The organism is Vibrio sp. QJM3NY_26 (assembly GCF_057786005.1).
Genome location: NZ_CM173516.1, coordinates 1,424,395 through 1,444,465 on the forward strand (window position 1 = coordinate 1,424,395; position 20,071 = coordinate 1,444,465).

At 43.5% G+C, this 20,071-nt stretch carries 19 protein-coding genes; 9 read left to right on the forward strand and 10 right to left on the reverse strand.

Annotation, left to right across the window (positions count from 1 at the left end; translation table 11 throughout):
* Positions 1-84: 84 nt before the first annotated feature.
* Entirely contained in the window at positions 85-441 is a 357-nt protein-coding gene (locus AC3CH4_RS21595) for a DoxX family protein (protein ID WP_488543790.1), read from the forward strand.
* A 79-nt stretch (positions 442-520) separates the two neighbouring features.
* On the opposite strand, the gene AC3CH4_RS21600 is transcribed toward AC3CH4_RS21595, so the two are convergent.
* The 6 genes from AC3CH4_RS21600 to AC3CH4_RS21625 all read right to left on the reverse strand — a co-directional run bounded on the left by AC3CH4_RS21600 (position 521) and on the right by AC3CH4_RS21625 (position 6,157).
* A complete protein-coding gene (locus AC3CH4_RS21600; protein WP_488543791.1) occupies positions 521-2,203 on the reverse strand; it encodes a pseudouridine synthase in 1,683 nt (560 codons plus the stop codon).
* 151 nt (positions 2,204-2,354) lie between these two features.
* Positions 2,355-2,975, reverse strand: coding sequence for a glutathione S-transferase family protein (locus AC3CH4_RS21605; protein WP_004731417.1), 621 nt, complete (start codon positions 2,973-2,975; stop codon positions 2,355-2,357).
* Between the two features lie 38 nt (positions 2,976-3,013).
* Positions 3,014-4,045: an NADP-dependent oxidoreductase gene (locus tag AC3CH4_RS21610; RefSeq protein WP_488543792.1), complete on the reverse strand. Its 1,032-nt coding sequence runs from the start codon at positions 4,043-4,045 to the stop codon at positions 3,014-3,016.
* 137 nt (positions 4,046-4,182) lie between these two features.
* Positions 4,183-4,773, reverse strand: coding sequence for a TetR/AcrR family transcriptional regulator (locus AC3CH4_RS21615; protein ID WP_065605159.1), 591 nt, complete (start codon positions 4,771-4,773; stop codon positions 4,183-4,185).
* Positions 4,774-4,961: 188 nt separating this feature from the next.
* Positions 4,962-5,435, reverse strand: coding sequence for a BamJ family beta-barrel-assembly machinery protein (gene bamJ, locus AC3CH4_RS21620; RefSeq protein WP_004731366.1), 474 nt, complete (start codon positions 5,433-5,435; stop codon positions 4,962-4,964).
* A 95-nt stretch (positions 5,436-5,530) separates the two neighbouring features.
* On the reverse strand, positions 5,531-6,157 hold the full coding sequence (locus tag AC3CH4_RS21625; RefSeq protein WP_004731367.1) for a thioredoxin domain-containing protein: 627 nt from the start codon (positions 6,155-6,157) through the stop codon (positions 5,531-5,533).
* Positions 6,158-6,428: 271 nt separating this feature from the next.
* On the opposite strand from AC3CH4_RS21625, the gene AC3CH4_RS21630 reads away from it, so the two are divergent.
* On the forward strand, positions 6,429-7,064 hold the full coding sequence (locus AC3CH4_RS21630; RefSeq protein ID WP_488543793.1) for an OmpA family protein: 636 nt from the start codon (positions 6,429-6,431) through the stop codon (positions 7,062-7,064).
* 112 nt (positions 7,065-7,176) lie between these two features.
* On the opposite strand, the gene AC3CH4_RS21635 is transcribed toward AC3CH4_RS21630, so the two are convergent.
* A complete protein-coding gene (locus AC3CH4_RS21635) occupies positions 7,177-7,536 on the reverse strand; it encodes a glutaredoxin family protein (protein WP_488543794.1) in 360 nt (119 codons plus the stop codon).
* An 89-nt stretch (positions 7,537-7,625) separates the two neighbouring features.
* A complete protein-coding gene (gene norR, locus AC3CH4_RS21640; protein ID WP_488543795.1) occupies positions 7,626-9,218 on the reverse strand; it encodes a nitric oxide reductase transcriptional regulator NorR in 1,593 nt (530 codons plus the stop codon).
* Positions 9,219-9,567: 349 nt separating this feature from the next.
* Here norR and hmpA point away from each other — a divergent pair, with 349 nt between their 5' ends.
* From hmpA to AC3CH4_RS21675, 7 genes are all read left to right on the forward strand, one after another.
* Complete coding sequence (hmpA, locus tag AC3CH4_RS21645) at positions 9,568-10,764, forward strand: NO-inducible flavohemoprotein (protein ID WP_017078299.1); 1,197 nt, start codon at positions 9,568-9,570, stop codon at positions 10,762-10,764.
* Between the two features lie 428 nt (positions 10,765-11,192).
* Positions 11,193-12,206, forward strand: coding sequence for a substrate-binding domain-containing protein (locus AC3CH4_RS21650; RefSeq protein ID WP_488543796.1), 1,014 nt, complete (start codon positions 11,193-11,195; stop codon positions 12,204-12,206).
* Between the two features lie 23 nt (positions 12,207-12,229).
* Positions 12,230-13,267, forward strand: coding sequence for an ABC transporter substrate-binding protein (locus tag AC3CH4_RS21655; RefSeq protein ID WP_488543797.1), 1,038 nt, complete (start codon positions 12,230-12,232; stop codon positions 13,265-13,267).
* Between the two features lie 48 nt (positions 13,268-13,315).
* Positions 13,316-14,128, forward strand: a complete 813-nt coding sequence (locus AC3CH4_RS21660) for an ABC transporter permease (protein ID WP_248376563.1) — start codon at positions 13,316-13,318, stop codon at positions 14,126-14,128.
* 2 nt (positions 14,129-14,130) lie between these two features.
* Positions 14,131-14,919, forward strand: coding sequence for an ABC transporter permease (locus AC3CH4_RS21665; protein ID WP_248376562.1), 789 nt, complete (start codon positions 14,131-14,133; stop codon positions 14,917-14,919).
* 13 nt (positions 14,920-14,932) lie between these two features.
* Positions 14,933-16,015 (forward strand): ABC transporter ATP-binding protein, encoded by a 1,083-nt coding sequence (locus AC3CH4_RS21670; RefSeq protein WP_488543798.1) that lies wholly within the window; start codon positions 14,933-14,935, stop codon positions 16,013-16,015.
* 4 nt (positions 16,016-16,019) lie between these two features.
* The gene (locus tag AC3CH4_RS21675; RefSeq protein ID WP_488543799.1) at positions 16,020-16,835 is read left to right on the forward strand and encodes a phosphodiesterase; all 816 of its coding nucleotides are present in this window, start codon (positions 16,020-16,022) and stop codon (positions 16,833-16,835) included.
* Between the two features lie 150 nt (positions 16,836-16,985).
* Here the strand turns inward: AC3CH4_RS21675 and AC3CH4_RS21680 are convergent, their stop codons facing one another.
* Positions 16,986-17,966, reverse strand: coding sequence for a TDT family transporter (locus tag AC3CH4_RS21680; RefSeq protein WP_488543800.1), 981 nt, complete (start codon positions 17,964-17,966; stop codon positions 16,986-16,988).
* Positions 17,967-18,302: 336 nt separating this feature from the next.
* A complete protein-coding gene (gene clcA / locus AC3CH4_RS21685) occupies positions 18,303-19,709 on the reverse strand; it encodes a H(+)/Cl(-) exchange transporter ClcA (RefSeq protein WP_488543801.1) in 1,407 nt (468 codons plus the stop codon).
* Between the last annotated feature and the right edge of the window lie 362 nt (positions 19,710-20,071).

Consider the following 20,071-nt stretch of genomic DNA (forward strand, 5'->3'; position numbering starts at 1 on the left):
ATCATGAAACTAGCATTTATCACCTTAATTATGAATGATTAAATAACATCGTTGAAATTAATGATTCTTATAGAGGTAGACGGAATGAGTACAGTAATAAGTATTTTGATGGTGATGTTCTTTGTGTTGGCGAGCTCAATCAAGACGCTTGGTTGGCAAAAGAAGGTCTTTGAAATTCAGCTTGGTTTCTTTAAAAGCTATGGCTTGAATAGAAAGATCATGTTTCTCGTGGGGTTAGTCGAATTGACCGGAGCGGCTCTTTTGATTTTAGCCCTATGTGACATCTCACCAGCACAGACTCAATTGATGGGTAGTGCAATATTGGGGGCGACTTCGATAGGGGCGCTTTATTTCCACTTACGCTTTGATACTTGGAAGGACGGTATTCCCGCGATGGTTACTCTGTTGGGCTCTGGCTTCTTGGTCATTGCAGCGTACTAAGTTTATTCGCATGTAGCGATAGAGGTGAGAGGCAAAGAAAATAAGAGTAGGGCACGAAGCCCTACCAAATAGAAATCATTTAAAACTCAGAAGGCACTTCAAATTCCATCCATTCACCGGTTGTTGGGTGAATCAACTTTAGGTAACCCGCGTGTAGGTGCAAGCGTTCGCGTTTGTATCCGTATAAGTCGTCACCACGAATCGGTACACCAAGCCCTAATGGATGAGCACAATGCACACGCAACTGATGGGTGCGGCCTGTTTTCGGATACAGATGAACCTTGGTTTTACCATTGCTGGTACCAATCGCTTCCCAATGAGTTTCAGCGTTACGTCCATGTTCATGGCAAACCAGTTGTCTTGGTCTGTCTGTGATGTCACCGCGCAAAGGCAAGCTGATATCGCCAGATTTACCGTCGATTTCACCATCTAACAGAGCTGTGTATCGTTTCTCGACGGTTCTATCAATGAATTGCTTCTGAATGTGCTTGTTTGACTCCGCCGTCAGCGCCAAGATCAACAAGCCTGACGTCGACATGTCTAATCTATGGATGATCAAAGGCCCTGTCGCATTCGGGTAATGCGCTTTAATGCGTGTATAAACCGAGTCTTCGATAAACTTACCAGGAACCGACAAGAACTCCTCGGGTTTATTCACCACCACGATCTCGTCGTCTTCATAAACAATATCAAAAGACTTACCAACCGCAGGGTTCACGATAAGGGAGTTATCTTCTAGCTCGATGCCGTTTAGCTGGTGGTCGAGGATCTCAAAGCTTTTACTCTGACAAACCGGGTAGAGGTTTCCGTGTTGGCGAATGACAGCTGTTGGAGGTAATCCCCACCAAAACTCAGACAAAGCTAATGGCTTAAACCCGTGTTCAAAAGCAAAGTTAAGCAGCTTAGGTAGGCAACAGTCGCCAGAGCCTTCAAGAGCGTCTTTGCCATCTAACAATTCAAGCAGGTTCTTTGATTCGAGTGCTTGGTTGATAAAGCGATAATGGAACAAACGTTGCGCTTCTAATTCGGCTGAGATCGCTTGGTACTCTTGCTTGCGGCTCTTAAGTTCGCTTTCGATAGCATCAACTTGCAACTGGCGTTCTGCGATCTTTTGTTTCCACTCGATACGGAGCGCTTTTAGGTCGCGCTTCTCTTGGCTGCTTTGATTACCTAATTGTTTAAGCAGGTCAGCGGCTGAATCAAGATTCCCCAACGCTTTCTCTTGATTGGCTTTTTCTCTTAGAATCGTACGCTCAGCCTTGTTAGCAGCCATTGCGATCTGAAATGCTTCAACTGCTTTACTCGCATCGTTTTTGAGTTCATTTAGGCTTGACGTCAAATCATCTAGGTTATGAGTTTGTTCTAGGTTCGTAATGTCATTAATCAAGGTTGCTTGCTTGACTAAGCCTTGCGTGTTTTGGACTTGAAACTGTTGCCCATCAAAAGCAGAAGGAACAAAGGCAATACTTGTTAGCTGAGAGGCGAGTGACGAATCTAACTGCAAACCTGAAAACGCAGAAAGGTAGCCTAGTTCTTGAGTTGTTGGATCCTGAACAAGAAGTACGGCATAGAGGTTGCCTTGCGATGTTTCATTCACACCACAGTCGAGCAGTGACTGTTGAAGCTGCAGCATTGCTAACTCACACATTGGGTGCGGAGTATAGTAATACGGAAACGTAAACCGAGTGGGTAGCGATAAGTCTTGGTTCGCTGGTTGGTTTAAAGCGTGCAGTGGTGTGTATTGAGCAAGGTTTGCTGACATGAAAATCAAACTCTATGGCTGTTCAGTTAGAGTTCGGTATTGTTGTCGAAATGAAGGCAAATGAGAAGCCAAAGCGAAAGATAAATCGGCTTTGGCTTCATTTAGTTGCTTGTGCTTATCCTAAGCGCGTCCGAACTTGATTGAAACTCGATCAGTTCGAGTGTTCTAGCTCTACTTGCTCTGCTTTTTGGTAAGCAGGGTGGTCAGCCAAAAGCTTACCGTATTTAGCAATGTTAGGGTAAAGCGCAGTTGCACCAAAGTTACCAACGATTTCTACGATGAACGACATCATAAAGTCTGCACCTGTTAGTGTGTCTGCAACCAAGTAGGTTTTACCTTCAAGTGCATTATTCACGTAAGTTAAGATCTTTTGGTTTTCGTCGTCTGCATAACCGCCTAGGAAGTTAGTCTCACAGCCGTCTTTCATTACAAAGATCTTAAGCAACATTGGCAAAATACCTGAGCTTTCAGCGAAGTGAAGCCATTGAGAATATTCCACGTAGTCTGCGGTGCCGCGTGTTGGTGCGAACTTACCCTGACCGTATTTGTCGATTAGGTATTCCGTGATAGCGCCAGATTCAGTGATCACGATGCCATCGTCTTCAATGACAGGAGATTTACCCAATGGGTGAACGGACTTAAGCTCTGGTGGCGCAAGAAAAGTGACACTGTCTCGTTGGTATGGCTTGATCTGGTAATCTACCCCAAGCTCTTCCAACAGCCAGATGATGCGCTTTGAGCGTGATTTATTCAGGTGATGCAAAGTAATCATGATTCTACCTAGTTAACTAACGGGTTCAGTTTTTGAATTTATTTAGCTTCGTTTGTTTTGATAACAAGCTTACCGAAGTTTTGGCCTTCTAATAGACCCATGAATGCTTGTGGCGCCTCGTCTAGACCTTCAATTAGGTGCTCACGATAGTGCATCTTGCCTTGAGACAACCATTCTGTCATTTGAACAGCAAACTCGTTATAACGGTGCGCGTAGTCATCAAAGATAATGAAGCCTTGCATCTTAATACGCTTGACCAGCAGCGTACCCATAAGGCTAGACATGCGATCCGGGCCTTCAGGCAGTGATGTCGCATTGTATTGAGAGATAAGGCCACATACAGGAATACGAGCACCGGTGTTAAGCAATGGCATTACGGCATCGAAAACCTTGCCGCCAACGTTTTCAAAATAAACGTCGATGCCGTTGTCACATGCTTTAGCCAGTCGTTCCGCGAAGTCGTCAGCTTTGTGGTCGATACATTCGTCAAAGCCAAGCACGTCTTTCGCGTACTGACACTTCTCTTGACCACCTGCAATGCCGATAACACGACAGCCTTTTAGTTTGCCGATTTGTCCAACGGTTGCGCCTACTGCACCTGTTGCCGCCGCAACGACTAGCGTGTCGCCTTGTTTAGGTTGGCCGATATCAAGCAAACCCATGTAAGCCGTAAAGCCAGGCATACCCATAATGCCAAGTGCATAAGAAGGGTGCGTTGGTTCTTTGCCTAGTTTGATGAGGCCTTCACCGTTAGACACACCAAGATCTTGCCAACCAGTGTAAGCCAGTACCCACTCGCCAATTTCGTAATCAGCGTGGTTTGATTCTTCAACCTGACATACGGTTGCACCAACCATCACTTCATCAATCGCAACTGGGTCTGCGTAAGATTTAGCATCGCTCATACGACCACGCATGTATGGGTCTAGAGAAAGATAAACTGAGCGAAGTAACATCTCGCCATCTTGAATTGTTGGTGCGGCTACTGACTCTAAACGGAAGTTATCTTGAGTCGGTGCGCCAACTGGGCGAGAAGCCAATACGATGCGGCGATTGTCTTGTTGAGTCATTGGATATCCTTAATTTTATATTATGTTTATTTGGAATTAGACCAGTCGTCTAGTCTTGTTGTCTAAAAATCCCGCCATCATCAAATTGATAAGAGGCGGGTTATCTGTCGTTAATAAAGACTAAACACAGTACGTGGTTAGTTTTTACCTTTTAAAATCTGTTGGGTTAGGTTTAAAGCTGATTCTAAGCTGCTTGAGCTCTGGCTTAGTTTGCTCAACAAACTTGCGCCCAACCACATAGAATATAGATTTTGAGCGGTTTCTTGGCTGTCTTCAACTTTAATGGAGCCATCTTCAATACCACCAGCAACACAGTGTTGTATCGTAGAGGTCACTTTTTCAGCCCCTTTTAGTAAGGCTTGACGCATAGGATCAGAAAGATCAGAAACTTCAGCGCTGAGCTTAACGACTAAGCATTTATGAGCGTTACAGGTACCGTTTTCAATCTGTGACCATCGAGTGAAATAACTGATAATTCTCTGGTAATGGTTTCCTTCGCCATGAACCAAAATAGTTTCAACTCTGCTGATGTAGGTCTCAAAATAGTGTTGGATCAGAGCCTCGCCAAATTGCTCTTTCGATTTAAAGTAGTGGTAAAACGATCCTTTTGGAACATCCGCTTCTTTAAGCAATTGCGACAAGCCAACGCCCGTAAAGCCGTTGTTCACTATTAATTGGTAGCCAACATCTAAAACATGCAGGCGTGTGTCATTCGTTTTTTCGTTCATGGGCAGTACTATAATTCAAATTAGACCAGTCGTCTAGTGGTCGATTTTTGAGGGTATATTTGGTCGTTGTTAAAGTAGCTAAATAGCTAAATAGCTAAATAGCCAAAGTGCCAAAGTGCTTTCAAATGTTCACATATAAAAAAGCCCCAACATAGCTCGTATGTTGGGGCTTAAATCAGTCAGTTCGGTTATTTGATAGAGATTAACTCAACATCAAAAATCAGAGTTGATGACGGTGGGATAGGGCCTGAACCGCCTTTACCGTAAGCCAATTGGCTCGGGATAAACAGGCGAACTTTTTGGCCTTCAACCATGTAAGTCAAACCTTCTTGCCAGCCTTTGATTACTTGCTTAAGAGCAAATGAGATTGGCTCGCCGCGCTCAACAGAGCTGTCGAAAACAGTGCCGTCGATAAGTGTACCGTGGTAGTGAACCGTTACTTTACTGTTCTTAGTTGGGTGCTCTGTGCCTGTACCTTCTTCAAGTACAAGGTATTGAAGACCGCTTTCAGTCGTAACAACCCCTTCTTTAGCACCGTTTTCGACAAGAAACTGTTGGCCTTGCTCGATATTTTCTTCGCCAGATTTATGATTCATCCAAGTGCGGTAGATCATGAAGCCAGCCAAAATAAAGACAATGACCGGGATGATAAATTTAGACATAGTAAAACCTATTTATAGTTAATGCTGTATTTCATAGTTAATGCAGAATTTCGCAGTTAATACAGAGTGTGTTAATCAATGGGTTAAAGCCGTGATTAGGGTTGAGTCAAAAGGTAGTTGATCGTTTTTGCGATGCCAGCAACATCTTGGTGACCTGCAGTGAGTACTTGGTATTTACCGTTGATGATAAATGTTGGTACTGAGTTGATTTGACCTTTTACTGAGATCTCTTCTGCTTTCTTAACGTAGTCAAATAGAGCAACTTGCTGTTCTTTATTCAGTTGGTATGGGCTAACCAAACCACGAGAAGTGAACGCTGTCTCTAGTGCTTGTTGACGCTGTTCTGGCGTTGCATCTGCACCCATTTGAACGGCACCAAATAGGTCGTCCATGAACGCGTGGTCAGGTGTCGCGTCAAGTTGCATCACTGCTGTGTAGTAGATCATTGCGCTGATTTGAGCACTTTCATTGAACGTTACGTGCATCTTGCCAATAGTTTGGTCTGTTAGCGACTCAATCTCTGGAATTGCACTTTCCATTTGACGACAGTGACCACAGTTTAAAGAGAAGATTTCAGTGATCGGAGACAGGTTAAATTCAGTTAGAGCAGTAGGAAGTGCTTCGTATTGAACGCCTTTCTGTGGCTCGTCTGTTTCACTACAACCCGCAATAATAAGTACGGCAGCGAGTGCTGTGATGAATTTAGTAAATGGTTTAAACATAATGTTTGCTCTAGCGTTGAGAAGTCGTGAGATTCTAACTATTTAGTACGAATTGGAAAACAATTATAAGGTAAATAAATGCAAACAGTTGGAACTAGCGGGTGATGACAGGCTAGTTGACGGTTAACTGTGATCAAAAGCACTTTTTTGGGATGTGCTTTCTTTTCGTATAAAGTTTTTGTCTAAAGTTTTTCCCTCGGTGCCGATATAGACATTAGTGAATGGTTTATCTGCATGAGTGGTTGGTGAAGTAATGAGATATTTAGCGATAATGTTAAGCATAGCTTTGGCAGGGTGTGAAACGACGTTACCAACGGGTATGTTAGGTGACGATCTGCTAGAAACTGCTCCGCAAACCGATTACGACCTTATGCATCCTGAATGGGGTGTGGTTCAAACGACATCTGTAGCGAGCAATCGCAGTTACTCAGTCCAGAACAGCACTCATCAACAAAAAACCATCACAACCAACTATGGACGTGGTGTCTCGACTAATGACCCACTGGAAGTTTTTTTAAGACAAAACCGTATCGATTTTGAAGTACTGCCGGGCAACCATGTGATGGTAAAGCTGGAACAGCACGTGAACTTTAAAACGGGTTCGGCATTCCCTGAGCCAGCCTACAATCAATGGCTGGATACTTTAGGCAGTTACCTTTCCCAACGCGAAGATATTGATGTGGTGATTGAGGGCCATACTGATAATACGGGCAGTGATCGTGTTAATGATCCGCTTTCTGAGCTACGTGCAAAAGAAGTGAAAGCGCGCTTGGAAAGTAACTATGTTTCGAGTCGTGCTATTTACACTCGCGGCTTTGGCGAATACGTTCCGGCTTGTACTAACGCGTCGCCGCAAGGCAAGGCGTGTAATCGCCGTGTAGAATTGATGCTGATTGTGTCGAAGTAGTCATTTGAGTTTTCTTCCCTAAATTGAAAGCGACGAGATCCAAATAACAGACATAAAAAATCCCTCATATTTGAGGGATTTTTTGTATCTGACTTTCGTTTCGCAGGTTAGCTTATGCGAATTGTTTTTCTAAGTAAGTCACGATATCTGAAGATTCGTACATCCACTTAGTTTTGCCGTTTTTTTCGATACGTAGGCAAGGCACTTTAACGCGACCGCCACCAGCTTCAAGCTCTGCACGGTGTTGATCATTGTTCTTTGCATCACGAAGTTCAAATTGAACCGATTGACGTTTCATCGCGCGGCGCACTTTTACACAAAATGGGCACGCTTCGAATTGGTATAACGTGTGCGTCTTTGCCTGCTCATTCACTTTGCTTTGCTCTTCTTGAGAACGTTTCACACCACGTGGGCTGAATACAAAATTCAATAACAAGATGACACGACCTAAGAACCAACGGATAAACTTCATAACTCTCTCTACATATTTAAAATTAGCGTTACAATTTGCAGCATTATATACACAAGTTTTGCTAGATGCTCGCAACAAACCGCTAATATCTATTTTGTCCGTTCGATCGTGTGAGACTTAGCCACATTTAGTCCTAAACGCTTAGACAGTCGAGTCAGATTTGCTCGGTCTGTTTTTAGAGCTCGTCCTGCTTGCGCCCAGTTAAAGTTGGCATCTTCCAACACTTCAGTAATGATGCTGCGTTGAAAATCGTCCGTCGCGCCACGTAAACCAGCGGATAGGTCGATCGTTGGTGTTGATAATGGTGTGTTTTTTACCTGTGTCGTCGCAATCGGTTGATCTTGGTCGAGTGGACCACAATCTTCTTTAGTGATTGTCACGAGGTTTTTGTTAGTGCTGCGAGCCAATGCTTTCAGTGCTGAACGGCTGATAACGTGTTCAAGCTCACGAACGTTACCTGGCCAACCGTAACGGTTTAGGAATACCAGAACATCAGAACGGAACTTAACTTGGTTGATACCAAGCTTACGGCGCGCTTGTTCTAGGAAGAAACCAGCTAATAAGCTGATGTCGTCACCACGCTCTTTCAATGCAGGTACCGCGATAGGGTACACACTAAGTCGGTGATACAAGTCGGCTCTGAATCGACCGTCTTCAACTTCTTGCTTTAAGTCTCGGTTGGTTGCAGCCAGAACACGAACATCAATGGTTTGGATGTTGTCTTGGCCTACCGGTTGGATTTCGTTGTTTTGCAGCGCACGCAGTAACTTACTTTGTGCTGCCAAAGGCAATTCACCAATTTCATCTAAGAACAGTGTGCCGCCATCGGCTAGAGCAAACTTACCTAAGCGGTTTTTGTCTGCGCCAGTAAATGCGCCACGAACGTGACCAAATAGTTCACTCTCTACCAAGTTCTCAGGAATAGCAGCACAGTTCACGTAGACCAACGGATTACGCTTACGTTGCGATTGGTGGTGCAGGGTGCGAGCAACGAGCTCTTTACCAACACCAGTATCACCATGAATCAGAATATTAAACTCAGACGGCGCTACAACCGCGATGTCGTTCTTAAGCGCGACCATGGTGTCACTGTTACCAATTAACTCGCCGCCGTCACGTTCCCACGCTTCTACGTTCAACTCTTCCAGTAATTGCTTTGACTGTTTTGCTTGATGCTCAAGTTGCGAGAAAGTCATCGCCATCTGCATGGTTGAAGCCGCAATAGCAGCGAGAACTTCTAGGTTACGAGCAGGAATATTCGCAAAGACATCAGGTTTTAGGCTGTCTAGGGTTAGCACTCCTAACAATTTGTCACCAAACAGCAGAGGCAAACCCATGCAGGCATGCATTGGTAAATCGCCGTCGTGGTCGATCAGTAAGCCATCGAAAGGATCAGGCAATGAGCTATCAGCATCAAAACGAACAGGAGAACGTGATACGCAAATCTCATCAAAGCGAGGGTGTTCCGAAATGATAAAGCGGCGACCGAATGTATCTCGACTGAGCCCTTGCATTGCGATGGGTACTAGCGTGTCGCCTTGAAGGCTTAAAAGCGCGACGCAATCACACGTTATGGTTTTACGAATGGCATCGATTAGGCGATTAAAACGGTCTTGATCGTTCACACCGCTGGCTAAACCAATGGTCATTTCCATGAGAGTGGATGCTGAGATATCTTGCATAAAGGGCTCATACTGTTTGTATTTTTATACATGGTAGAGTCTTTATGACACAAAAAAAAGGTCTTTTTGACTAAAGTTTGAAGTGAATTTTTGAAAGGATGCCAGACACAGCAAGCTTTCGCATGTTGGCACCGTTTGTGCAATGTGTCCATTACGTGTTGTCTATATGACTGAATAACTGACCTATAGTTGATTTGAATCAATTAATGCCCATTTATCAGTCCACGTGATTCTCATAAAAAATGCAGCCAGAGAGCTCATTGAGAATGAATTGGTATAAAGTCATCTTTAAATAAAACTAGTCAATTTGACTCAAGTGGTCAAAAGACTAAGTGTTCGGAGTAAATCAATGCTAAACAATCTACATATCAACATCATCAAATCGACGATTCCTCTTTTAGAAAGCGCAGGCCCTGCTTTAACTCAACACTTCTATCAACGTATGTTCACGCATAACCCTGAATTGAAAGATATCTTCAATATGACTCACCAAAGAACAGGTCGCCAAGGTGTGGCACTGTTTGAAGCTATCGCGGCTTATGCTAAAAACATTGAAAACCTAGCAGCGTTAACCACCGCGGTTGAACGTATTGCACAGAAGCACACAAGCTTTAACATTCAACCAGAGCACTATCAAATTGTTGGTTTGCACCTGATTGAAACACTACGTGAATTAGCTACTGAGGCATTTACTCCAGAAGTGGAAGAAGCATGGACTGCCGCTTACCTATTCTTAGCGCAAGTATTCATCGACCGTGAAGCTGAACTTTATCTACAGCGCAAGCAGGCTGTTGGTGGCTGGGAAGCAGCACGTGCATTCGTAATCGCAGACAAGATCGAAGAGTCAGCACTCGTAACAAGCTTCATCTTACAGCCAAAAGATGGCGGTGAGGTTTTGGATTACACACCGGGTCAATACATCGGTATTGAAGTGAAACCTGAAGGCGCACAATACAGCGAAATTCGTCAGTATTCACTGTCAGACAAGCCGAACGGAAAATACTACCGTATCTCTGTGAAGCGTGAAGGCCAAGGTCAAGAAACGCAAGGTGTTGTTTCTAACCACATGCACGATACCGTTGCTATCGGCGATGAAGTTAGCCTATACGCACCAGCAGGTGACTTTATGTATCAAGAGCGCAGCAAGCCAGTAACGCTCATCTCTGCAGGTGTTGGTGTAACGCCAATGCAGTCTATGCTTGAGTTCTTGAACAACGAGCAGAAAAACGAACCGGTTCTTTACCTTCACGCTTGTGAAAACGTAGGCCAACACTCTTTCACGACTCGTGTTAAAGATATTGTTGCTGACAAAGGTTGGGAAGCGAAAACGTGGTACATGAACAAAGACGAGTCTGCATGTGAGAACACACATCAAGGTCAAATGGATCTAGCGTCTATCTCTGATACTAAAGGCTTTGAAGAGAGTGATTTCTATATCTGTGGCCCTGTTGGTTTCATGAAGAACATCGTAGAGCAGTTAGACGCACTTAAAGTAGATCGCTCACGCGTACACTACGAAGTATTTGGCCCTCACGCTAACTTCTAATAGCTCTCGCCAGTTCTATTAACACTCGCCTGAACTATTAACACCTTGCCTATTCAAAGGCCTCACATTGTGAGGCCTTTTTTCGTTTTCGTCCCTTCAAATCGTGTTCGTCATGACTAGGCGACATGTGACACGCAATTGAGATTGAGTCGCAGAAATCCCCAATTCTAGTTAGTCGAATCGTTTACGCCGATCTTATTGACTTACATCTCTTATAAATCACTTTTTTTACTCGAAATAAATCATTAGAAAATCCGTGTTATTGAGTGAAACGAATTTGTTTCATGAATTAAAATATCGCTATTTGCTTTGAAGGTGCTTTTAACGTTGGTTAAAAGTATAGATATCGCCTGTTTTCATTAATAAAACTGTCACACCCGTCATCTAGTCTTGCGTTCATCAATTAACGGGATGGATAGGGATAACGAATGAATATCAAGGATGTGGCAGTTCTCGCGGGTGTTTCTCCTGCGACAGTCTCTCGATTCGTTAACACACCAGAATCTGTGGCTTCTGCTACAGCTCAAAAGATCGAGCGTGTCATCGATACGACAGGTTATCGAATAGACAGGAAGTCGCATGCTCTTGAGTTCAATAAAAACCCAACGATTGGCGTATTGATTCCGAGTTTATTGAATCCCGTATTTTCAGAAGTTGTTGCAGGTATTCAGCAGCGCGCGCGGCATTTTGGCTACTCGACTATAGTGCTGGACACTCAATATGACAGTGAACAAGAACAACAAGCAGCTATCGATCTGATCCGTCAAAGAGTGGAAGGTGTGATCTTAACGATAGCCGATGTGTCTGATAATGCTGCACTCGAATTACTCCGAAGTTTTAAATTTCCTTACTGTTTGCTTCACAACCAATCTGTTGAAAATGAACCTTGTGTCTATGTTGATAACTATCAAGCAGGTAAGGATGTTGCAGAGAAAATTCTAGAATATGGCCATATCAAAATAGGAATGATTACAGGGCACTTTGCCTCATCCGACCGTGCAAAAAAGCGTTATGAAGGGTTCAAACAAGGTCTCTATGAGAAGGGGGTTGAACTAAGCCAGCTTCTTGAAGTCGACCAAAACAAACTTGTTCCGTTCACGGACTCTGAGATGAGCTTATTAAGCGGTGAGTGTGGTCCTACGGTTTGGTTTTGTAGCAATGATTTACTTGCGCTGAAAACAATGAATGCGTTGAAGAGTACAGGTAGACGAATCCCACAAGACGTTTCGGTTGTGGGCTTTGATGGTATGGGGCTTGGGCAATTGGTGAGTCCGAATTTGGCTACTGTGGCTGTTCCTCATATTGATATGGGGAAAATGGCCGTCGATATTTTGTTTAACGCAAAAGCAGGCTCAATCGAGCGGTTTGAATTTGCGTTGAAGTATGAATTACAAATGAAGGGATCGCTTGGTGCGGTTCCCGTTATAACCCAATTTAATTAATGGAAAATTCGTTGGAGAACATAATGGCACCACATCAATTACTACGAGTTAATAAGTCATCAAAAACTAGAAAATTAGCGAGCTTAATTCTTGGTTTTGCTGGCGTCGCTTTTCAAGCGCAGGCATCTGATGCGATTTGTTACAACTGTCCACCGGAATGGGCTAACTGGGGGGGACAACTTCAGTTAATTAATAAAGAGTTGGGTATCCGAGTTCCTATGGACAATAAGAACTCAGGTCAGTCTTTATCTCAGTTAGTTGCAGAGAAGAATAGCCCAGTTGCTGATGTGGTCTATTACGGTGTTTCTTTTGGTATTAACGCAACAGAACAAGGCGTTGTTGATACATATAAGCCTAAAAATTGGGACCAGATTCCAGAAGGTATGAAAGATCCTAACGGGAACTGGTTTACTATCCACTCAGGCACGATTGGCTTTTTTGTGAATGTTGATGCTCTTGATGGCGCAGAAGTGCCGACGAGCTGGGAAGACCTGTTGAAGCCAGATTATAGAGGTATGGTTGGGTATTTAGATCCAACGAGTGCTTTTGTTGGTTACGCAAGTGCTGTAGCGGTTAATGAGGCTATGGGCGGCGATATTGATAATTTCAAACCAGCCATTAAGTATTTTCAGCAGTTAGCGAAGAATCGACCAATTGTACCTCGACAAACTTCTTATGCCCGTGTGATTTCTGGTGAGATCCCTATTTTAATTGATTACGACTTCAATGCGTATCGCGCAAAATACAACGATTTTACTAATGCGGCTTTTGTTATTCCCAAGGAAGGCTCTATCGCTGTTCCTTATGTAATGAGTAAAGTGAAGAATGCTCCGAATTCAGAGAATGCTCAGAAGATTTTAGACTTTGTCTTGTCAGATAAAGGCCAACAATTATGGGCAGAAGCCTATTTACGCCCAGTAATTGATGGTGTGATGAGCGAAGAGGCGCAAAGTAAGTTCCTCCCAGCATCAGAGTACGAACGAGTAGGCTCTGTTGATTTCGCAAAAATGTCTGAAAATCAATCTACATTTGCGGATATGTATATTCGAGAAATGAACTAATAGCCTATTAAAATGTTGGATGGCGGGGCTACACCCGCCAATATCTCTATGAAAAATGATCGTATTTCCTTATTTCTGATTTTGCCAGCCATCACCGTTAGCTGTGCATTTTTTCTATTGCCAGTCGTGCAGTTAATCAAGGTTTCGCTAATAGATGGCGGCGCTATAAGTTACTGGCATATTTTAACTAGACCTATCTATTTAAAAAGTTTGATTTCGACAGTTGGACTGTCTGTTTTAGTCACTCTGGTTAGTTTAGCGATAGCGACTATCTCAGGATTGTTTTTGACTCGCTATGACTTTAAAGGTAAGCAGATCTTGGTTGCAATGTTGAGCTTCCCATTGGCTTTCCCAGGTGTTGTTATTGGTTTTTTTGTCATCATGCTTTCAGGGCGACAGGGGCTTTTTGCTCAGCTTGGGTTGATGTTGACGGGTGAACGTTGGATGTTTGCTTATACGATGGCAGGGCTGTTTTTGGGTTATTTATATTTTTCTATTCCACGGGTTGTATTGACCGTAATGGGAACGGCGGAAAAGCTTGATCACAATCTACTTGAAGCCGGTCGATCCCTAGGTGCAAATCGTTGGCAGATCTTTAAAGACGTCACGCTTCCGGCGTTAACCCCCGGCCTAATCTCTTCGGGTTCGATTTGTTTTGCTACATCTATGGGAGCATTTGGTACCGCGTTTACGTTGGCGACTAATATCAACGTTCTTCCTATGACGATATATACCGAATTTACGCTCAATGCCAATTTCGCAATGGCAGCTGCACTGAGTTTGATTCTCGGCCTAGTGACTTGGTTTTGTTTGGCGTTGGCTAAGCGATATGGCAACGCATCTGCAGCGATGGGGGGATAATAATGAAAAAAGATAAATACTTTTACATGCAGCTGTTTTTCACATTGACGGTATGTGCGTTCTTGATTGTGCCGGTGTTTATGTCGGTAGTCGCTGGTCTTACAAATAACTATTTTGTCGGTGTTAAAAGTGGGTTTACCTTTCGTTGGGTTGAACAAGTATGGGCACTGTATTCAGATACGATTTGGTTAACCCTACAAATAGCCATTGCAACCACGTTAATCAATGTTGTCATAGGTGTACCGTGTGCTTACGTACTTGCGAAAAGTAAAAGTCGATGGGCTTCTATTTTTGACGAGCTACTTACACTCCCCATAGCAATTCCGGGGATGGCAATTTCGTTAGGTTTGATTCTAGCGTATGGAGGGTTTAATGACTTCCGCTCAAGTTGGATGTTTATTCTTGTTGGTCATGTGATTTTCACATTGCCTTTCATGGTTAAGTCTGTCCTATCAATTTTGCAGAGTATTAACTTCCGTGTTCTTGAGGAAGGCGCTGCAAGTCTTGGAGCGACTTTTTGGCAGCGATTTTTCGATGTGATTGTACCCAACTGCAAGGCTGGTATTGTCGCTGGTATGTTGATGACACTCACTTTGTCTATTGGCGAGTTTAACCTGACATGGATGCTACACACACCATTGACGAAAACGCTGCCTGTTGGACTTGCTGATTCATATGCTTCTATGCGACTTGAGATAAGTTCAGCGTACACACTTATTTTCCTTTGTTTAATTCTCCCTCTATTGGTCTTGGCTCAAGCGTTGAACAAGAAACCAGTGATAAATAATTAAGATCAAAATCAATATGTTAGAACAACAAAATGGCGTGGAAATTTCGCTAAATAATATTACGAAGACATTCCCAGATGGAACCTTGGCGTTAAAGCCGACAAATCTCAAAATTGAGGCGGGCGAAATCTTAGTTTTGCTGGGCCCATCAGGATGCGGAAAGACAACTACGTTGCGTATGATTGCAGGCCTAGAGTTTGCGGATGAAAATGGCGGCACGATTGAGTTTGGTGATCATGATGTTACGTGTTTGCCAATCGAACAGCGTAAAGTTGGGATGGTGTTTCAGTCTTATGCTCTATTCCCGAATATGAATGTTAGCGAAAACATTGCGTATGGGCTTAAGGTTCGTGGAGTCGCTCCGTCTGAGATAACCAGAAAGCTAAAAGAGATGCTTAGCATGTTCGACTTAGAAAAATATGCGAGTCGAAATGTCCATCAGCTTTCAGGAGGCCAGCGTCAGCGCGTCGCTTTAGCAAGAGCAATTATCACAGAACCTGATGTTCTTTTACTTGATGAACCGTTATCTGCATTAGATGCTCTGCTGAAACAAAGGTTACGTGGTGATATCCGAAATCTCTTAAAAAAACTCGGTATTACAGCGGTATATGTCACTCATGATCAAGAAGAGGCAATGGCTATGGGGGATCGCATTGCGGTTTTAGACCATGGGGAAATTGCGCAAATTGGTTCAGCAAAAGATATCTATTTGAAGCCAGTTAACAACTTTGTTGCCGATTTTATTGGTCAAATGAACCGACTCGAAGGACAAGTGAGTGAGGGATGCCTGTTATTGGATACATGTAAGCAGATTATTTTGCCCGATCAGGTTCTCGCACAAGTATCTACTCACAAAGAAATTAGCGTAATGCTAAGGCCTGAAGATATTTTATTAACGGAAGTGACTGATAAAAACAACGGACTAACGGCAACGGTTATTAGTACGGTCTTTCTTGGTGATCGTACACGTGTCACTCTCTCTGGGATACAGAAAATGAGCACTTTGATGGTTGATTGCTTTGCGCGCGTTGATTACCAAACTGGTCAAGTTGTCGCGGTCTCTTTTGCCCCTGAACGGCTCATCCCTTTGAAGAAGTAATACCATGTTAATTGCACAACTGACAGACTTGCACATCAAGCGGGGGGGCAAGCAGGCCTATAAGAAAGTTGATACGTTGAAATGTTTATATGATGCCGTCAATCATATCAATGCCTTACATCCAAAACCTGATTGTGTTGTGGTGACGGGAGACTTGGGTGATTTCGGAGTGCCTGAAGAGTATCAATTGATCAATAAGGCTCTCGCAGAATTTGAAATGCCATTGTATGTTATTCCTGGGAACCATGATGATAGACACAATCTGCGTCAGGGATTGTCGAATCTTGTTTCATTTGATCACGATGAATATTGTAATTTTGTCGTAGATATCCATGACGAAGTACTTATTGGCTTAGACACTTCGGTCCTTGGTAAACCTTATGGATATTTAGCAGCGGATACTTTGGAATGGCTTAGTTTGGTATTAGAGCAATATCGAGATAGGCCAATAATGTTGTTCATCCATCACCCACCGATGGCCGTAGGTTTAAATCATATGGATGTGCAGAACTTGCAGAATGCTGATGAATTTTACGAAATAATTAAGCCTTTTAGCAATATCTTGGGTATTTGTGCTGGCCACCTACATCGACCAATTACGGCAGTTTGGAATTCAATTCCAGTTTGGGTGGGGCCTTCTCATAGTCATTCAGTCACATTAGATCTGGATCCAAAGGCAAACTCGTCATTTTCATTAGAACCTAAAGCTATACAGCTTCTGACCATAGCTGAGAATTCTGTGGTTTCTCATATTAGTTATATAGAAGATAGTGATGGTCCCTATCCATTCTTTGACCAATATGGTGCTTTGATCGATTAAACCATTTCGATCGTAAGTTGATTCAGCGCGAACCAATAACGCCATTTGTTACACGTAACAAATGGCGTTATTTTGGGAGCTAAGAGCTAAGAGCTAAGAGCTAATTTTTTGTTGGTACAGATAAAACAACTGAGTTTTACCAAGTAAACTCTAAGAGCGCTTAACCTTTTTGGACATGTAATCAGAATCAAAAAACTCCGGCCAATACATCTTCACGTAACCACCTGCAACCCAAATCACTAGGAGAGTCGCGATGGTTAGCTCGAAGAAACCAAACTTGTGCAGCCAATACCATTGTGGGTATTCCGCGCCGAAAAACGTAGTTAGACGATGCATGGCAATAGCGCTGATCACGGAAGGGAAAGTGACGGCAGCAATCGAAGGTTGAAATTTCAGACGCATCAATCGTATGTAACACAAGTAGATCAGTAGCGTCATGGTAATAGCAATGCCAGCCAACGCGCCTGTTAGAATCGGGTCTGGGCTGTCGAAGTTAACCAAGTAAGCCGCTAAAGACAGGTTCACAGGTGCTGCCATGATGGCTAAGGTTGGCCTCGCTCGGCGTGGCAGGTTTCCTTCGAATACCAATCGGTACAACACCACTGGCAGCATTAGGAAATAGATACCGATACAAGTGGCCGCAAGTGTTTCTGAAAAAACGGTGTGCCCAAATTGTGAACCTGCTAAGGAACTGCTGATTAACCCCACCGGATACAGAAACCAACTCGGTACAATGTTCGACATTTTGAAGTTGATGATCTGGAAACTAAAGAACAACACCATCATGGTAAAATGTAATAACAACGCGCAGAACCAGACTGGGTAAGCAATGACTGGAGAGATTTCGGCTAAATAGTCGCATAGAATCAATAACGCCATGCTCATTGGTGCCATCAAGCTTCCACTAAGCGGATGACGAATGTCATTGATGAAAGTATTAAAGCTGGTGAGATAACGAAGTAAAACGGGTAGCAATAACAGTGCGCCAAATGCAGCAAGGTAAGGGCGAATGATCTCACCAACCCCAGGCAGATATAATGCCCAAGCTTGTCCTAGTCCAATAACACCAAGTGCCAAAGACGCCTGAGATGGCGGCACATTTTTTACTTGGGTTAACCTTCTCCAGTTCAACGTCTTTCTCCAACTAGTTATTTATAGAATGTGAGCTGTTTATATAATATGAGTCAATTATAGAATTTTTGCTCTAGAGTGAGCGCTCAGTTGTGTCCTCAATAGATGTTAAGGACACTCAAATAATTTTGAGTGGATGATAGCAAGTTTAACGTTTGCTTTTTTGATTTTGATACGAAATCGGGACATTAAGCACGAGGAAAGTGTGCTTTATTTTTTGAGTGATTTATAAATACCGAGCTGGGTTTGCTCATGTATCAATGGAACTTGACTGTATTAGTGGAACTTGACGAGTTACGTTTAAGTTCCACATTTGAACTACCGTTCTCAATGTCGTTAACGTACTTCCTCTTGCTGAGGGAGGTCTTGCTGTCTTAGTTTCTCGTTTTTGAGCGTACGGTTGAGTAATTGGCTATAAATTGGCTGACCTCCTAACATCTGAGCAATGATTACTGCGCCCAAGCAGGTGATGATCAACGGTAGGATGAGATAGTAGTTATTGGTCATCTCAATAACCAACAGTATGCCAGTGATAGGCGCTCGTACGGTGGCGGCAAATAATGCGCCCATGCCAGCAATCGCAAACATACCCGGCTCTATATTCAGTTCAGGGAAGAATGCCGCCGCGATAAGCCCAAACGCGTAACCAAAGAGCGTTCCTAGAGCAAGCATTGGTGCAAAGATACCACCCGGTGCACCAGAGCCGAAACAAAGTAGCGTGGTGAGCACGCGCCCTAAAAAGATTAACAGCAGCACGTTTGCGTTGTAGTTGCCATTAGTGATATTCGGGATGATACCAATACCACCGCCAGTCAACTCCGGTATATAGAGCAGCAATAAGCCAAAGCAACCGCCCAGCAGGGAACCTGTTATTAAGTAGCGTTTACGGTCATTCTTGTGTATTGCCACAAACAGGTCTTGCGAAAGTGTAATCAGCTTATTGAAAATCACACCAAACAGGCCGAACAACACACCTAACAACAAGAATAACCACAGAGCATCCAGTTCAGGCGGTTGGTATTGAGGCATTGTGATAACGGCAGACTGTCCGTTGATTGATCGAAAAACGATGTTGGCTGAAACCGCGGAGATGATGACGGCTTTAATTGATATGAGTGAGTAGCGAAACTGTGGTCTCATCTCCTCGACTACAAACATGATGCCAGCCAGTGGTGCATTGAATGCGGCGGCTAAACCACCTGCGGCACCCGAAGCTAATAGTGAGTGGCGAGTGTCGTCATCTTTGACCCGAAAGATATCGGTGACCATGCGACCAATACTGCCGCCCATTTGAACGGTTGGTCCTTCTCGACCTAAAACCATACCAGAACCTAATGCGCCCATACCTCCAAAGAATTTTACTGGCAATACTCTCCACCATCGAACTGGGCGCATACCGTCCATCGCCCCTTCAATTTCAGGGATGCCTGAGCCTGCAGCCTCTGGAGCAAAGCGATGAACGAGGAAGTAACCAATAAAGGCAAATGCAGCACTAATAAGGAAAGCGGCAAGCCAAAGGGGTAAATAGCTACCGATTTCATCTTTAAGCCAGTCGGTGCGAGTTTCTGTGATGAAATGAACCGCGACTTCGAAATAGGTACCCACCACACCAGCAAGTATACCTACAATACAAGAAAGAAAGAGAACGGAAGCGGGTGTCTTATCTCTTGAGAGAAATTGATTAATAGCATCCCTTGGCATTTTGGCTAATAAGGATTGCTTAATTTTCTCTCTTCTGGTCATTTAGATAAGGCTCCTGAATGGGTTAAGGCGGGTTTGTCGTAAATTATACGCGTCCTCTGCATATCCTATAGCAGCAAAGATGAAAAGTTGAATTTCATTTATGGAATGTGCGTGTTACATAAATGGAATCTATGGGCAATTGTGGAATCGCCGTCACAATTTTGATCGATTCTCTGTTGGTGGCTTGAATATCCCCAAAAATGAACCATAGTTAAATCGTAAAGCAACATAACGAACCGCAAGGAGAAGTGAGGTTTTACACACAATTTGGATGGATTCAGAAACAAAGTTTTAGTTCCTCGTTAAATGTTCAGGTCGATATTTAAGGCTTCCTGATTCGCGAACTCACGATTGAGTAACGA

Coding starts and splice junctions, on each gene's coding strand:
- AC3CH4_RS21600 (WP_488543791.1), bottom strand. CDS start 2,203: ATGTCAGCAAACCTTGCTCAATACACACCACTGCACGCTTTAAACCAA.
- AC3CH4_RS21630 (WP_488543793.1), top strand. CDS start 6,429: ATGTTAAGCATAGCTTTGGCAGGGTGTGAAACGACGTTACCAACGGGT.
- clcA (WP_488543801.1), bottom strand. CDS start 19,709: ATGACCAGAAGAGAGAAAATTAAGCAATCCTTATTAGCCAAAATGCCA.
- AC3CH4_RS21675 (WP_488543799.1), top strand. CDS start 16,020: ATGTTAATTGCACAACTGACAGACTTGCACATCAAGCGGGGGGGCAAG.
- AC3CH4_RS21595 (WP_488543790.1), top strand. CDS start 85: ATGAGTACAGTAATAAGTATTTTGATGGTGATGTTCTTTGTGTTGGCG.
- hmpA (WP_017078299.1), top strand. CDS start 9,568: ATGCTAAACAATCTACATATCAACATCATCAAATCGACGATTCCTCTT.
- AC3CH4_RS21615 (WP_065605159.1), bottom strand. CDS start 4,773: ATGAACGAAAAAACGAATGACACACGCCTGCATGTTTTAGATGTTGGC.
- AC3CH4_RS21625 (WP_004731367.1), bottom strand. CDS start 6,157: ATGTTTAAACCATTTACTAAATTCATCACAGCACTCGCTGCCGTACTT.
- AC3CH4_RS21605 (WP_004731417.1), bottom strand. CDS start 2,975: ATGATTACTTTGCATCACCTGAATAAATCACGCTCAAAGCGCATCATC.
- AC3CH4_RS21650 (WP_488543796.1), top strand. CDS start 11,193: ATGAATATCAAGGATGTGGCAGTTCTCGCGGGTGTTTCTCCTGCGACA.
- AC3CH4_RS21655 (WP_488543797.1), top strand. CDS start 12,230: ATGGCACCACATCAATTACTACGAGTTAATAAGTCATCAAAAACTAGA.
- AC3CH4_RS21665 (WP_248376562.1), top strand. CDS start 14,131: ATGAAAAAAGATAAATACTTTTACATGCAGCTGTTTTTCACATTGACG.
- AC3CH4_RS21635 (WP_488543794.1), bottom strand. CDS start 7,536: ATGAAGTTTATCCGTTGGTTCTTAGGTCGTGTCATCTTGTTATTGAAT.
- AC3CH4_RS21610 (WP_488543792.1), bottom strand. CDS start 4,045: ATGACTCAACAAGACAATCGCCGCATCGTATTGGCTTCTCGCCCAGTT.
- AC3CH4_RS21660 (WP_248376563.1), top strand. CDS start 13,316: ATGAAAAATGATCGTATTTCCTTATTTCTGATTTTGCCAGCCATCACC.
- norR (WP_488543795.1), bottom strand. CDS start 9,218: ATGCAAGATATCTCAGCATCCACTCTCATGGAAATGACCATTGGTTTA.
- AC3CH4_RS21670 (WP_488543798.1), top strand. CDS start 14,933: ATGTTAGAACAACAAAATGGCGTGGAAATTTCGCTAAATAATATTACG.
- bamJ (WP_004731366.1), bottom strand. CDS start 5,435: ATGTCTAAATTTATCATCCCGGTCATTGTCTTTATTTTGGCTGGCTTC.